The organism is Methylobacterium sp. WL6 (assembly GCF_008040095.1).
GTDB lineage: Bacteria > Pseudomonadota > Alphaproteobacteria > Rhizobiales > Beijerinckiaceae > Methylobacterium.
The window spans coordinates 1-13,986 of the sequence record NZ_VRVH01000106.1 but is presented as its reverse complement, the minus strand read 5'-3'; the positions used below and the strand labels follow the sequence as shown (position 1 = coordinate 13,986).

The window sequence follows — 13,986 nt, the reverse complement described above, 5'->3', positions numbered from 1 at the left end:
CCAGCGGGGCGAAGACCGGGACCTGCGGCAGCGGGTGGTCGCCGGCCGGCCGGTTCCGGCGGATCGCGGCCAGCGTCGCCGCGCGGGTGCCGGCGCTCACGACACGTCCTTCTTCGCCGCGCCGGCCATGCGGTTCTGCTTGTACCAGGCGTGGAAGCTCTGCTTCGGGGCGTCGGGCATCTCGCGCTTCTTCCCCCAGGTGTTGAGCGGGTTGTAGACGGCGAAGCGCGGCAGCGCGCGCAGCGCCGAATCCGCCGTGCCGATCGCCGCGCGGTAGGCGGCCGGGCGGCTCAGCACGGCGCCGGCCGCCTTCATCATGCCCTGCTTCAGGAGCGGGATCTGGTGCTCCTCGGCCAGCACCTTGCGCCAGGCGAAGATCTGCTCGTGAATGTTGATCTTCACCGGGCAGACGTTGGTGCAGGAGCCGTTCATCGTCGAGGAGAACGGCAGCGTCGAGTATTTCCGCTTGTTGAAGGTCGGGTCGATGATCAGGCCGATCGGCCCGGCATAGGTCGCCCCGTAGGAGAGCCCGCCCGAGCGGCGGTAGACCGGGCAGGTGTTCATGCAGGCGCCGCAGCGGATGCATTTCAGCGAGGTCCAGAACTCCTCCATGCCGAGGCGCTCGGAGCGGCCGTTGTCGACCAGCACGTAGTGCATCTCGGTGCCCGGCCGCGGCCCGCGGAAATGCGAGGTGTACTGGGTGATCGGCGAGCCGAGCGCCGAGCGCGACAGCAGGCGGATGAAGACGCCGAGGTCCTCGATGCGCGGAATGATCTTCTCGAGGCCGATCGAGTGGATCTGCAGCGGCGGCACGTTGCCGGAGAGGTCGGCGTTGCCCTCGTTGGTGCAGGTGACGACCGTGCCGGTCTCGGCGATGGCGAAGTTGCAGCCGGTCATCCCGGCATCGGCGTTGAGGATGTAAGGGCGCGTGGTCTCGCGCTGGCTCTCGGCGAGGTAGTGGGCGTCGTCGTTGTCCGGGTCGGTGCCCAGCGTCTTCGCGAAGACCTCGGCGACGTCCATCCGGGTCTTGTGGACGGCCGGCGCCACGATGTGGCTCGGCTCCTCGTTGTCGAGCTGCTGGATGCGCTCGCCGAGATCGGTCTCGATGATCTCGATCCCGCTGGCCGCCATGTGGTGCCGGAAGCCGCACTCCTCGGTGAGCATCGACTTCGACTTCACCAGCGTCCTCGCGCCGTGGCTGCGGAGGATCTCGAGCACGATGCGGTTGTGGTCGGCCCCGTCCGCGGCCCAGTGGACGTGGACGCCGTTGGCCTTCGCCGCCGCCTCGAACTGCTCGAGATAGGTATCGAGGCGGCTCAGCGTGTGCGCCTTGATGCTCGAGGCGATCTCGCGAAGCTCCTCCCATTCAGGGATGCCGTGGGCCGAGACGTCGCGCTTCTTGCGCAGGTCCCACAGGCGCTCGTCGTGCGCCGCCTGATGCAGCGGCGCGGCGAGGAAGCGCTCGGCGGCCTCGCCCTGGTCGATCGGCCGGTTGCCGCGGATCTTGGCCCCGCGCGGCTGCGGCTCGCGCGTCTTCGGCGCGGCGATCGGCTTCGAGGCCGCCTCGGCGTGCTGGAGGCGGCCGCCGTCCTGGTGGCGCTCGCTCTCGTCGGCGGGCGCGCGGACCTCGGGATGGATCATGCCGCCGGTCTCGCGGGGCGTGAGATCTTCGATGCTCATGCGGCGGCTCCGTTGAGGACCTGCGCGATGTGGATGTACTTCAGCGGCACGCCGAGGCGCTCGGCGCAGCCCTTCTGGTGCATCATGCACGAGGAATCGGCCGAGACGACGTAGGCCGCCCCGGCGCGCGCCTGATCGGTCACCTTGTCGTAGCCCATCTTGGCGGAGACCGCCGGCTCGAACACCGAGAAGGTGCCGCCGAAGCCGCAGCACTCGTCGGGCCGCATCAGCGACACGATCTCGATGCCCTTCACCTTGGAGAGCAGGTCGAGCGGCTTCGAGAAGGGCGGCGCGACGATCTCGGAGGGCCGAGCGTGGTGGATGCCGCGCAGGGCATTGCAGTTCGAGTGGTAGGCGACCTTATGCGGGAACGACGCCCAGGGGAATTCCTCGATCTTCAGCACGTCGTGCAGGAACTCGACCAGCTCGAAGGTCTTGCGCCGCACGCCGACCACCTTCTCCGTCTGCGGGATCGCGGTGAGGTGCTCGCGGACCTGGTGCACGCAGCTGCCCGAGGGCGCGACGACGTAATCGAACGGGGCGAAGTTCTTGACGAACAGGGCTTCCGTGGCGGCGGCCTCCGCGTGGCAGCCGGTGTTGGTCATCGGCTGGCCGCAACAGGTCTGGTCGAACGGGTACGCCACATCGAGCCCTAGGCGCTCCAGCAATTCGAGCGTGGCGATGCCGACCTCCGGCTCGAAGGCGTCGACGTAACAGGGGACGAACAGTCCGATCCGCATGTTCCTGCCATCTTCCTCGGCCGATTCCCCCGGCCGTCCGCGTCGGCCGTTCGCCGACGCCCTCAGGCGCCGACCTCGACCAGCAGCTTGCCGAAGTTGCCGCCGGTGTAGAGGCTGTCGAGGTGCTCGAGCGCCCGCTCGAGGCCCGGCCGGACGTCCTGCCGGGTCTTAATCCGGCCTTCCGCCATCCAGCCGCCGAGCGCCTGCACCGCCTCGTCCCAGCGCGCGGCGTAGTCGGTGACGATGAAGCCCTGCACCGTGAGCCGGCGCATCAGCATCTGCCGCCACGCTGCGGACGCCGCCGGCCCCGGGCGCTCCGCGGTGTCGTTGTAGGAGGCGATCAGGCCGCACAGCGGCATCCGCCCGAACAGGCGCATCCGGGCGAACACCGCGTCTGAGACCGCCCCGCCGACCTGCTCGAAGTTGATGTCGACGCCGTCCGGCGCCAGCGCGTCGAGGCGGGCGCCGACATCCTCGCTGCGGTAGTCGATCGCCGCGTCGAACCCGAGCTCGTCGACGACGAACCGGCACTTCTCCGGGCCGCCGGCGATGCCGATCACCCGGCAGCCCTTGATCTTGCCGATCTGCCCGACGATCTGGCCGACGCCGCCGGCGGCGGCCGAGACCACCAGGGTCTCGCCGGCCTTGGGGCGGCCGATGTCGAGCAGGCCGAAATACGCCGTCGGGCCGACGAGGCCGAACACGCCGAAGCCCACCGAGAGCGGCACGCCCGGCGGCAGGGCCAGGGGCTGCAGGCCCTGGCCGTCGGTGACCATATGGTCGGCCCAGGCGCCCATCCCGGCATAGAGCGCGCCGACCTCGACCCCGTCCTTCCGGCTCTCGACCACCCGGCCGGCGACGAGGCCCCGCATCGGCTCGCCGAGGCCGACCGGCGGCATGTACTGCTCGGCGTCGCTCATCCAGATCCGGTTCGTCGGATCGAGCGACAGGTACAGGACCTGCAGCAGGAACTGCCCGGGCTGCAGCTCGGGCAGCGCCTCCGAGCCGTAGGCGAGGTCGCCCTCGGCGATCGTGCCGACGGGGCGGCGCGCGAGGCGCCAGATGTTCCGCTGCCGGGCCATGCGCGCCCTCCCGTATGTCTCGAACGCGCCATGCGCGCGCCGCGGCGCGCCCTGGAACGATTTCAATCCGGTCTATCGAATCAGGTTGGTCTTGGCGAGGTCGAGGACCGCGTCACCGCGTCCGCTCATCACCGCGCGCAGCATGTAGAGGCTGAAGCCCTTGACCTGCTGCCCGTCGATCTTGGGCGGGATCGACAGCTCGTTGCGCGCCACCGCCACGTCGAGCAGCGACGGGCCGTCGAAGGCCAGGAACTCGCGGATCGCGCCTTCCAGCTCGCCGGGATCCTCGACGCGGATCGCGAAGATGCCGGCCGCCCGCGACATCGCGGCGAAGTCCGGGTTGTCCAGCGCGACGCCGGTCTCGAGGTAGCCCGCGGCCTTCATCTCCATCTCGACGAAGCCGAGCGAGCCGTTGTTGAACACCACCACCTTCAGCGGCAGCCGATGCTGGCGCAGCGTCAGGAAGTCGCCCATCAGCATGCTGAAGCCGCCGTCGCCGCACAGCGCGATCACCTCGCGCCGGGGCGAGGCGGCCTGGACGCCGATGCCCTGCACCATGGCGTTGGCCATCGAGCCGTGCACCCAGGAGCCGATGAGGCGGCGCCGGCCGTTCATCTTGAGGTAGCGCGCCGCCCAGATCGTCGGGGTGCCGACGTCGGCGGTGAAGACCGCGTCGTCGGCGGCCGCCTCGCTTAAGAGACGGGTGAGGTGCTGCGGGTGGATCGGCTTGCGCCCGGGCTTGCCCTCCGCCAGCTCGTCGAGGCCGGCGCGCGCCTTGGCGTAGTGCTTGAGGCTGCCGTCGAGCCAGGCGCGGTCGGTCTTGACCGCAAGCTTCGGCAGCAGCGCCTGGATTGTGGCGCCGACGTCGCCGACGAGGCCGAGGTCGAGCCGGCAGCGGCGCCCGAGCTCCTCCGGGCGCAGGTCCACCTGCGCCACCTTCGCGTCGGCCGGGTAGAACTGCTTGTAGGGAAAGCCGGTGCCGAGCATCAGCAGGGTCTCGCAGCCGTGCATGGCCGCGTAGCCGGACGAGAACCCGATCAGCCCGGTCATGCCGACGTCGTAGGGGTTGTCGTACTCGACGTATTCCTTGCCGCCGAGCGCGTGGACGATCGGGCTCTTCAGGGCCTCGGCCAGCTGCAGCAGCTCGGCATGCGCGCCCGCGCAGCCCCGGCCGCAGAGCAGCGTGATCTTCTTCGCGCCGTTGAGGAGCGCGGCGAGCGCGTCCAGGTCGGCCTCGGCCGGCCGCACCACGGGCTTCGGGGGCACGAGGCCGGCCTTCGTTGCGACCGCGCGGGCCGGCGCGTCCTTGAGCGCGACGTCGCCGGGGATGACGACGACCGCGACGCCGCGCTGCCCGATCGCGGCGCGCATCGCGTTCTCCAGCACGTAGGGAAGCTGGGCGGGGTCGGAGACCTGCTCGCAGTAGTGGCTGCAGCCGCGGAAAAGCTCGGTCGGGTGCGTCTCCTGGAAATAGCCCGAGCCGATCTCGGCCGACGGGATATGCGCCACGATCGCCAGGACGGGCGTGCGCGAGCGGTGGCAATCGTAGAGGCCGTTGATGAGGTGGACGTGGCCGGGCCCGCACGAGCCGGCGCAGACCGCGAGTTCGCCGGTGATCTGGCTCTCGGCGCCGGCCGCGAAGGCCCCGGATTCCTCGTGGCGGACGTGGATCCACGCGATCACGCCGCGGGCCCGGATCGCTTCGGTGATCGCGTTCAGGCTGTCGCCGACGACCCCGTAGATGCGCCGGACGCCGGCTTCCTGCAGGGTCTCGACGACGTGGTCGGCGACGGTGGTGATCCGCATCGGTTCGGCTCCGGTTTTCGGAGGGCGAACCTTTTGCGGTGCAGCGCGGTTCCGGCTCGTGGATCGGGGCCGGTGACGGCTCAATCGCCGATGTCGCTCACGCGCGGCGCCACGACGGCGAAGAGATCGGCGAGCGCGGCGAGGCTCGCGGCCTGCACCGCGGCCGCCGCCACCACGGATCCGTCGGGTGCCGGCAGGTCGCGGGTGGCTGTGGTCGACGCGACCACCGTCGGCTTGAAGCCGAGGCTGAAGGCGGCGCGCGCCGTGGGGTTGACGCACATATGCGTCATGAAGCCAGCGACGATCAGGTCTGTGACACCGAGCGCTTTCAACCGCGCTTCGAGATCAGTGCCGACGAAGGCGCTCGGATAGGCCTTCGTGACGATCGCCTCGTCACCCTCGGGCGCGACCGGGTCGGCGAACTGTCCGATCGGCGCAGTCAGGTCGTAGGGCGAGCCCGGCCCGGCATCGTGCCGAACGTGGATGATCGGAATGCCGGCGCCCCGCGCCCGCGCGAGCAGCCCCCTCGCCTCCGCGATGGCGGGCTCGACGTTCTCGAGGCGCATCACGCCATTCAGATAGGTGTTTTGAAGGTCGATCATCAGCAGGGCCGAACCCGCGAGGCCCGCCGGCTCAGCGCCGAGACCAGACAGACCGCGCAACGTCTTGAGATCGGTCACCGCGCGTCTCCCGCCTCGATCGGTCTGCCGCTTTCAGCGCTGAAGCGTAGGGCCGAAAAGCTCAATCGTCCATCTTCAGCGCGGCGATGAACGCCTCCTGCGGGATCTCGACGCGCCCGAACTGGCGCATCTTCTTCTTGCCTTCCTTCTGCTTGTCCAGAAGCTTGCGCTTGCGCGAGATGTCGCCGCCGTAGCACTTGGCGGTCACGTCCTTGGACAGCGCCTTGATGGTCTCGCGGGCGATGATCTTGCCGCCGAGCGCCGCCTGGACCGGGATCTGGAACAGGTGGCGCGGGATCAGGTCCTTCAGCTTCTCGCACATGGCGCGGCCGCGATGCTCGGCGCGGGAGCGGTGGACCAGCATCGAGAGGGCGTCGACCGGCTCGGCGTTGACGAGGATCGACATCTTGACGAGGTCGCCCTCGCGATAATCGGAGATGTGGTAGTCGAACGACGCGTAGCCCTTCGAGATCGACTTGAGGCGGTCGTAGAAGTCGAACACCACCTCGTTCAGCGGCAGGTCGTAGACGACCATGGCGCGCTTGCCCACGTAGTTGAGGTCGACCTGCGTGCCGCGCCGGTCCTGGCACAGCTTGAGCACGCCGCCGAGGTAGTCGTCCGGCGTGAGGATGGTGGCGCGGATCCACGGCTCCTCGATCGCCGTGATCTTCATCACGTCGGGCATGTCGGCCGGGTTGTGCAGCTCCTTCACCGTGCCGTCGGTCATCTGAAGGTGGTAGACGACGGAGGGCGCGGTCGAGATCAGGTCGAGGTTGAACTCGCGCTCCAGGCGCTCCTGGATGATCTCGAGGTGCAGGAGCCCGAGGAAGCCGCAGCGGAAGCCGAAGCCGAGCGCGGCGGAGGTCTCCATCTCGTAGGAGAACGACGCGTCGTTGAGCCGGAGCTTGCTCATGGCGCTGCGCAGGGTCTCGAACTCGGCCGCGTCGACGGGGAACAGCCCGCAGAACACCACCGACTGCACGTCCTTGAAGCCCGGCAGCATCTCCTTGCACGGGCGCTTGTCCTCCGTGAGCGTGTCGCCGACGCGGGTGTCGGCGACCTCCTTGATCGAGCCGGTGAAGAAGCCGACCTCGCCCGGCCCGAGCTCGCCGATGTCGGCCATCTTTGGCCGGAACACGCCGATCTTGTCGACGCCGTGCACCGCGTCGGCCCGCATCATGCGGATGTTCATGCCCTTCTTGAGCACGCCGTCGACGATGCGCACCAGCACGACGACGCCGAGGTAGACGTCGTACCAGCTGTCCACCAGCAGCGCCTTGAGGGGCGCGTCGCGGTCGCCCTTGGGCGGCGGCAGGCGCTTGACGATGGCCTCCAGCACCGCCTCGATGTTGAGGCCGCTCTTGGCCGAGATCGCGACCGCTTCCGAGGCGTCGATGCCGATCACCTCCTCGATCTGCGCGCGAATGCGCTCGGGCTCGGCGGCCGGCAGGTCGATCTTGTTGAGGACCGGGACGATCTCGTGGTTGGCGTCGAGCGCCTGGTAGACGTTGGCCAGCGTCTGCGCCTCGACGCCCTGGCTCGCATCCACCACCAGCAGCGAGCCCTCGCAGGCGGCGAGCGAGCGCGAGACCTCGTAGGCGAAGTCGACGTGGCCGGGCGTGTCCATCAGGTTGAGGACGTAGTTCTTCCCGTCCTCGGCCTTGTATTCCAGGCGCACGGTCTGCGCCTTGATGGTGATGCCGCGCTCCTTCTCGATGTCCATCGAGTCGAGCATCTGCTCGCTCATGTCGCGCAGCGCCACGGTGCCCGTCGTCTGGATCAGGCGGTCGGCGAGCGTCGACTTGCCGTGGTCGATATGCGCGACGATCGAGAAGTTGCGGATGTTGTCGATCGGCGTAGTCGTCATCGATGCGGATCTCCGGCGCGCGTGCGGCCGGCCGAAGGGCCATCGCTGCGCGCCGTCTGATGTGAGGAGGCGGTGTCAGTCGCCCGCGGGATAGCAGCCGCGGGGGAGAGCGCCAAGCGCGGGCGTCGTCGCGGGGCGAAAGAGGGCGTGCAGACCCGCTCAGCGCCGCGCTCCGCGCCACGGCCCTTCGGTTTCCGCACGTTCCGCCCTATCTAAAGAGCTTCCCTCCGCGCAATCCCGTGCCTTGGGCTACGAAGCGGAAGGCCCCCGAATGGCTCGCACTCCCCCCAACGGGCGCTCGCCCAGCATCTCGATGTCGGACTTCAACGCGCGGGTGAAGCGCGTGCTGGAAGGCAACGAGGAAGTCACCCGCGGCGCGCCGCGCGCGACGCCCGGCTGGAGCCGCCGCCGCACCCGGCCCTCGCCCGGCGCCGAAGCTCAGCCCGAGCCGGAGGCCGCCGAAGCCGAGACCGAGGACGCCGAGACGGACGGCGACGAGGCCGAGACGGAAAAGCCGGCCGCCGAAGAGGTCTGAGGCCCTTCCCCCCGTCGTCGGCCCGCGCGGCATGCCGGCCAAGCGGGGATGCCTGGGCTTCAGGGCCGCGGCGTCTCGGCCGCCGCCCTCGCTTCGGCGGCCATGACCACGAGGACCTTGCGCAAGGCGCCCATGTCGCGGACCGTGTCCGGGAACGTCACCCGCGCGGTCCGGTCGCCGGCGAGGAGGTCCATGCCCTCCGGGTCGAGCCCGGTGAGGCGCCACGCGGCCGTTCCCTCCGAGGCCGCGTAGAGCGCCAGCGCGTCGGCGTGGTCGGCGTTCATGTGCTCGATCGCGCCGCGCTCGCCAGCCACGATCGCCTCCGCGCCGGCGAGATCCAGAAGCAGCTCGGCTCGCGTCAGCGTCGCCGCCTTGGCGAAGCCGCCGTTGAGGTGGCCCGCCGTCGGCGCGATCGCGAAGAACCCGAAATCGGGGAAGTCGGCGTAGAGCGCGGCCTTCGGGTGCCGGGCGAGGAAGCGGGCCCGCGCGCGCGGCTCGTCGGTCCGCACGCCCCGCCCGACGACGGTCAGCCGCGGGTGGGCGAGCGGATCGCCCTTGCCGCCGGCCGAGAACAGCAGCGAGCAGCGCGGGTCGGCGAGCAGGTTGCGGGTGTGGGCCGAGAGCTGGGACAGCAGCATCAGCGGCGTGCCGTCGACGTCGGTGGCGATGGTCACCAGTGAGGCGAACGGCGTGCCGTCGGCATCGAGGGTCGCCAGCGCGCCGGAGCGGATGCCGCGCAGCAGGCGCCGCGACAGGCCGATCGCGTCGAACGGGGCCTGGGCCGCCGGAAGCGGCCGCGCCGGCCCGCGCGGCCCGCTCGATTCGGCCCCGCCCACGCTGTCGGATGTCTCTGCCATCGCGCCCGTCGCTCCCCGAAGCGGCGTCGGAAAAACGCCGCGCCCGCCGCATCATAGGGCGAAATCGCGGCCGCCGACGAGGCCGGGGGGACGCGGCGCATCGCCCGGATACGGCCAAGCTACCATGGCCGCTCGCTTTTTTCGAAACTTCGGCTTAAAGCACCAGACCTTCCGCGCGAAACGGACACGGTCATACGACTCGTCGTCGCGTTCGCGTTTTTGCCTGCCCCGTCCGGGGCCGGAGGCGGCGACGCAGGCCCTCGTCACGCGCCCGCACCGCCCCGATCAGTCAAGGAACGCGCATGCCGACCATCGCCCTCGTCGACGACGACCGGAACATCCTCACCTCGGTCTCGATCGCCCTGGAGACCGAAGGCTACCGGATCCAGACCTACACCGACGGCGCCTCGGCCCTCGACGGGCTCAAGCACTCGCCGCCCGACCTCGCGATCTTCGACATCAAGATGCCGCGCATGGACGGGATGGAGCTTCTCAGGCGCCTGCGGCAGAAATCGGACCTTCCCGTGATCTTCCTGACCTCGAAAGACGAGGAGATCGACGAGCTGTTCGGCCTCAAGATGGGCGCCGACGACTTCATCCATAAGCCGTTCTCGCAGCGGCTGCTGGTCGAGCGGGTGAAGGCGGTGCTGCGCCGCTTCGCCCCGAAGGACGGCCCGGGCGCTGCCGCCCGCGAGGCGGACGCCGCCGCCCGCTCGCTCGAGCGCGGCTCGCTGATGATGGACCCGGAGCGCCACACCTGCACCTGGAAGGGCGAGCCGGTGACCCTGACGGTGACCGAGTTCCTGATCCTGCAGGCGCTCGCCCACCGCCCGGGCGTCGTGAAGAGCCGCAACGCGCTGATGGACGCGGCCTACGACGACCAGGTCTACGTCGACGACCGCACCATCGACAGCCACATCAAGCGCCTGCGCAAGAAGTTCAAGGTCACCGACACCGCGTTCGACATGATCGAGACGCTCTACGGCGTCGGCTACCGCTTCAAGGAAGGCTGAAGCTCCGCGCCCCGCCCCGAATGCCTCGATCGCTTCTCGAACACCGGACCGTCGTGACGTCGCAGACCGATGAAGAGCCGCGCCGCGGCCCGCTCGCATGGCCGCGGGCCTCCTGGGATGCGATCGGTCAGCGGGCCTCGTCGAGCCTGACCCGCCGCATCGTCGTGCTCAACCTCGTCGGGCTGATCGCGCTGCTCGTCGGGTTCCTGTACCTGAACCAGTTCCGGCAGGGGCTGATCCAGGCCCGCGTGCAGAGCCTGGCGATCCAGGGCGACATCATCGCCGGCGCCATCGCCTCCTCGGCCTCGGTCGATACCGGGACGATCCGGATCGACCCCGACAAGCTGCTGCAGCAGCAGGCGGGCGAGGGCAGCAACGCGCCGGACGAGGAATCGCAGCCGCTCGCCTTCTCGCTCAACCCGGAGCAGGTCGCGCCGCTCCTGCGCCGCCTCGTGACCCCGACGGGCAACCGCGCGCGGGTCTACGACAGCGAGGGCGGCCTGCTGTTCGACACGCGCTCGCTGTTCAACCGGCCCGAGGGCGCCGCGGGTGCGCCCCAGATCCGCAAGCGCTCCCTGCTCGAGCGCGCCTTCGAGGTCGCGCAAGCGTGGAGCTTCGGCCTGTTCGGCGAGCGGGTGAAGCCGCAGGAGGAGATCGGGCCGACGAACGGCCATTCCCTGCGCGAGGTCCAGACCGCCCTGAACGGCGCCCGCGGCAGCCTCGTGCGCCGCAACGGGCTCGGCGAGACCACGGTGTCGGTCGCCGTGCCGATCCAGCGCTCGGGGGCGGTGCGCGGCGCGCTGCTGCTCTCGACGCAGGGCGACGCGATCGACCGCGTCATCGCCTCGGAGCGGTTCGGCCTGTTCCAGGTCTTCCTCGTCGCCGCGATGGTGATGGTGGTGCTCTCGATCCTGCTCGCCGGCGCCATCGCCGGCCCGGTGCGGCGGCTGGCGGAGGCCGCCGAGAAGGTGCGCATGGGGATCAAGACCCGCGAGGAGATCCCCGACTTCACCAGCCGCACCGACGAGATCGGCCACCTCTCGGGCGCCCTGCGGGACATGACGCAGGCGCTCTACCGGCGCATCGACGCGATCGAGAGCTTCGCCGCCGACGTCAGCCACGAGCTGAAGAACCCGCTGACCTCCCTGCGCAGCGCGGTCGAGACCCTGCCGCTCGCCCGCAACGACGATTCGCGCAGCCGGCTGATGGCGATCATCCAGCACGACGTGAAGCGCCTCGACCGCCTGATCAGCGACATCGCCGACGCCTCGCGGCTCGACGCCGAGCTCGCCCGCGCCGAGGCGCGCAAGGTCGACCTGCGCAAGCTCCTGACCACGGTGGTCTCGGTCGCCAACGAGCGCAAGCGCCCCAAGGACTGCCTGATCCAGCTCGACGTCGACGCGCCGGCCGGCGACCAGGACACGCCGTTCGCAATCATCGGGCACGACAGCCGCCTCGGCCAGGTGGTGAACAACCTCCTCGACAACGCCCGCTCGTTCTCGCCGACCGAGGCGAAGGTGCGCGTGGCGCTGCGCCGGGTGCGCGGCGACATCGAGCTGATCTGCGAGGACGAGGGGCCGGGCATTCCCGAGCACGCCCTCGAGCGGATCTTCGAGCGCTTCTACACCGACCGTCCCGAGCAGGGCTTCGGCCAGAACTCGGGGCTCGGCCTCTCGATCTCCCGCCAGATCGTCCAGGCGCATCGCGGCTCGATCCGCGCCGAGAACCGCCCCGGCCCGGCGGACGAGGACGGCGAGCCGACGGTCCGCGGCGCCCGATTCATCGTGCGGATCCCGGCGGCGCCGCGGCAGTTGTCGGCGGCGTGATCGGGCCGGTGCGCCGCGCATCGCACGATGCGACGGATGCGGAGCGTGTCACCGTGCACGCCACCTGCGTCGTGGTCGGCGAGGCGGGCGTGCTGCTCCGCGGCGAGGCGGGCGCCGGCAAGTCGAGCCTCGCCCTGGCGCTGATCGAGCGGGCCACCCTTCGGGGCGGCTTCGCGGCCCTGGTCGGCGACGATCGGGTGCGCCTCGCGCGGTGCCACGGGCGCGTCGTGGCACGCCCGCATCCCGCCATCGCCGGGCGGATCGAGATCCGCGGCCACGGGATCGTCGCGGTGGAGAGCGTCGAGGCCTGCGTCCTGCGGCTCGTCGTCGACCTCGTCGCCGGCGAGCCGCGCCTGCCCGATGCGCCGGATGGCGAGGCCACGATCCTCGGCATCGCCCTGCCCGCGCTCCGGATCGACCGCGCGGTGCGCGAGGCCGGCCTCGCACCCGGCCTGGTGCTCGCGGAACAGGCATTGGCCGAGCTCAGCGTGTCTTCGCAGTCGCACACGGCGCTTCCCGTCGACCGGACCCGCGCGGCCCCGTAGCGCGGTGCTCACTTGCGTGGCATGATCGCGGCGACGGGCGATCAAAACGTCGCGACTGCCTTGAGCCTGTGCGTGCAATGCACAACATGGCGGACTCGTTCACAGGACACCGGAATACGTGTCGATGATTGGCATGGTGCTCGTCACCCACGGACTGCTCGCGACCGAATTCAGGGCCGCATTGGAGCACGTGGTTGGCCCTCAGAAGCAGATCGAAACCATCACGATCGGTCCGGAAGACGACATGGAGCTTCGGCGGCGGGACATCATGTCGGCGGTCGGCCGGGTGAATACCGGAACCGGCGTCGTCGTGCTGACCGACATGTTCGGCGGCACGCCGTCGAACCTCGCGCTGTCCTGCATGAACGGCGGCGCCGTCGAGGTGGTGGCGGGCATCAACCTGCCGATGCTGATCAAGCTCGCCAGCGTCCGCGATGCGGAATCCCTCGGCGACGCGGTGCTCCACGCCCAGGAAGCCGGCCGCAAGTACATCAACGTCGCCTCGCGCGTTCTCGCCGGCAAATAGTCTTCCCCGTCATCTTGCCGTCCCGACCGCCGACCCGCTACGCACGGTGAGGGCCGCGCCGTGCGCGGCGCCGATTCAGGCCGACGCGAATCGCAGCGCGGCGACGGACAGGGAAGCGCGCCGGGGGATGGACGACCTCTTCGAGCCCGACGACGAGCCGCCGCCCGTGCCCGACGGCGGCTTCCTGCGGCGCCTGCCGATCATCAACCGACGCGGCCTGCACGCGCGGGCATCCGCCAAGTTCGTTCAGACCGTCGAGCGCTTCGACGCTCAGGTCACGGTGACCCGCGCCGGCGAGACGGTGGGCGGCCGCTCGATCATGGGGCTGCTGACGCTCGGCGCGGCGCAGGGCACCCACGTGATGGTCACCGCCGTCGGAGCCGACGCCGAGCCCTGCCTCACGGCGATCGAGGCGCTGCTCGCCGACAGGTTCGGCGAGGACGAGTAGCGCGTCACACCCGCGCCGCGCGCCGCCAGACTACGGCGCGGGCGCCCGCGCCGAGGTGGAGCGTGCCGGCGACGAGCTCCCCGGCGCGGCGGGCGAGCTCGATCCGCATCTGCCCGCGACGGGCGAACAGGCGGGTCACCACCCGCACCATCGACGCCTCCGACGGGTCGGCGATGATCGGGCGCGCCGCGTGGCGCGCGTCCAGCGCAAGGAATTCCTCGACCGCGGACGGGATCAGGCCCGGGGCGGACACCTGCTCGACCTCGGCCGCCGCGTCGTCCCCGGCGCGCACGCCGATCACGCAGTCGGCGGGAATGGTCCGGCACCGGCCCTCATGGGTGGCGGCGAGGACCGGGCGCGGGGCGCCGCCCTGGGTCGGCA

At 70.5% G+C, this 13,986-nt stretch carries 13 protein-coding genes and 1 pseudogene; 6 read left to right on the top strand and 8 right to left on the bottom strand.

Annotation, left to right across the window (positions count from 1 at the left end):
* Positions 1 to 96: 96 nt before the first annotated feature.
* From FV230_RS15175 to lepA, 6 genes are all read right to left on the bottom strand, one after another.
* A complete protein-coding gene (locus FV230_RS15175) occupies positions 97 to 1,680 on the bottom strand; it encodes a lactate utilization protein B (protein WP_147842987.1) in 1,584 nt (527 codons plus the stop codon).
* Complete coding sequence (locus FV230_RS15170; protein ID WP_147842986.1) at positions 1,677 to 2,420, bottom strand: (Fe-S)-binding protein; 744 nt, start codon at positions 2,418 to 2,420, stop codon at positions 1,677 to 1,679. The genes FV230_RS15175 and FV230_RS15170 overlap by 4 nt, the downstream gene beginning before the upstream one ends.
* Positions 2,421 to 2,482: 62 nt before the next feature.
* The gene (locus tag FV230_RS15165) at positions 2,483 to 3,502 is read right to left on the bottom strand and encodes an NADP-dependent oxidoreductase (RefSeq protein WP_147726218.1); all 1,020 of its coding nucleotides are present in this window, start codon (positions 3,500 to 3,502) and stop codon (positions 2,483 to 2,485) included.
* 72 nt (positions 3,503 to 3,574) lie between these two features.
* Positions 3,575 to 5,308 carry a ubiquinone-dependent pyruvate dehydrogenase gene (gene poxB / locus FV230_RS15160; protein WP_147842985.1) on the bottom strand — a complete coding sequence of 578 codons (1,734 nt, stop codon included), beginning with the start codon at positions 5,306 to 5,308 and terminating at the stop codon, positions 3,575 to 3,577.
* Positions 5,309 to 5,388: 80 nt separating this feature from the next.
* Positions 5,389 to 5,988, bottom strand: a complete 600-nt coding sequence (locus FV230_RS15155; protein WP_147842984.1) for a cysteine hydrolase family protein — start codon at positions 5,986 to 5,988, stop codon at positions 5,389 to 5,391.
* A 61-nt stretch (positions 5,989 to 6,049) separates the two neighbouring features.
* Complete coding sequence (lepA, locus tag FV230_RS15150) at positions 6,050 to 7,855, bottom strand: translation elongation factor 4 (RefSeq protein ID WP_147726221.1); 1,806 nt, start codon at positions 7,853 to 7,855, stop codon at positions 6,050 to 6,052.
* A 271-nt stretch (positions 7,856 to 8,126) separates the two neighbouring features.
* Here lepA and FV230_RS15145 point away from each other — a divergent pair, with 271 nt between their 5' ends.
* On the top strand, positions 8,127 to 8,390 hold the full coding sequence (locus tag FV230_RS15145) for a hypothetical protein (RefSeq protein ID WP_147842983.1): 264 nt from the start codon (positions 8,127 to 8,129) through the stop codon (positions 8,388 to 8,390).
* A gap of 59 nt (positions 8,391 to 8,449) precedes the next feature.
* Here the strand turns inward: FV230_RS15145 and FV230_RS15140 are convergent, their stop codons facing one another.
* Entirely contained in the window at positions 8,450 to 9,247 is a 798-nt protein-coding gene (locus FV230_RS15140) for a DUF2470 domain-containing protein (RefSeq protein WP_147842982.1), read from the bottom strand.
* Positions 9,248 to 9,549: 302 nt separating this feature from the next.
* On the opposite strand from FV230_RS15140, the gene FV230_RS15135 reads away from it, so the two are divergent.
* The 5 genes from FV230_RS15135 (at position 9,550) to FV230_RS15115 (ending at position 13,605) form a co-directional block, all read left to right on the top strand.
* The gene (locus tag FV230_RS15135) at positions 9,550 to 10,260 is read left to right on the top strand and encodes a response regulator transcription factor (RefSeq protein WP_147728688.1); all 711 of its coding nucleotides are present in this window, start codon (positions 9,550 to 9,552) and stop codon (positions 10,258 to 10,260) included.
* A gap of 53 nt (positions 10,261 to 10,313) precedes the next feature.
* Positions 10,314 to 12,086 carry a sensor histidine kinase gene (locus FV230_RS15130; protein WP_243935880.1) on the top strand — a complete coding sequence of 591 codons (1,773 nt, stop codon included), beginning with the start codon at positions 10,314 to 10,316 and terminating at the stop codon, positions 12,084 to 12,086.
* On the top strand, positions 12,083 to 12,631 hold the full coding sequence (locus FV230_RS15125; protein ID WP_348642138.1) for a hypothetical protein: 549 nt from the start codon (positions 12,083 to 12,085) through the stop codon (positions 12,629 to 12,631). Before FV230_RS15130 ends, FV230_RS15125 begins: the two co-directional genes overlap by 4 nt.
* 124 nt (positions 12,632 to 12,755) lie before the next feature.
* Positions 12,756 to 13,157 carry a PTS sugar transporter subunit IIA gene (locus FV230_RS15120; RefSeq protein WP_147728692.1) on the top strand — a complete coding sequence of 134 codons (402 nt, stop codon included), beginning with the start codon at positions 12,756 to 12,758 and terminating at the stop codon, positions 13,155 to 13,157.
* A gap of 127 nt (positions 13,158 to 13,284) precedes the next feature.
* Complete coding sequence (locus FV230_RS15115) at positions 13,285 to 13,605, top strand: HPr family phosphocarrier protein (protein WP_147842979.1); 321 nt, start codon at positions 13,285 to 13,287, stop codon at positions 13,603 to 13,605.
* Between the two features lie 4 nt (positions 13,606 to 13,609).
* On the opposite strand, the pseudogene FV230_RS29695 reads toward FV230_RS15115, so the two are convergent.
* Positions 13,610 to 13,986 (bottom strand): annotated as a pseudogene (locus tag FV230_RS29695) (hypothetical protein); the annotation flags it as partial.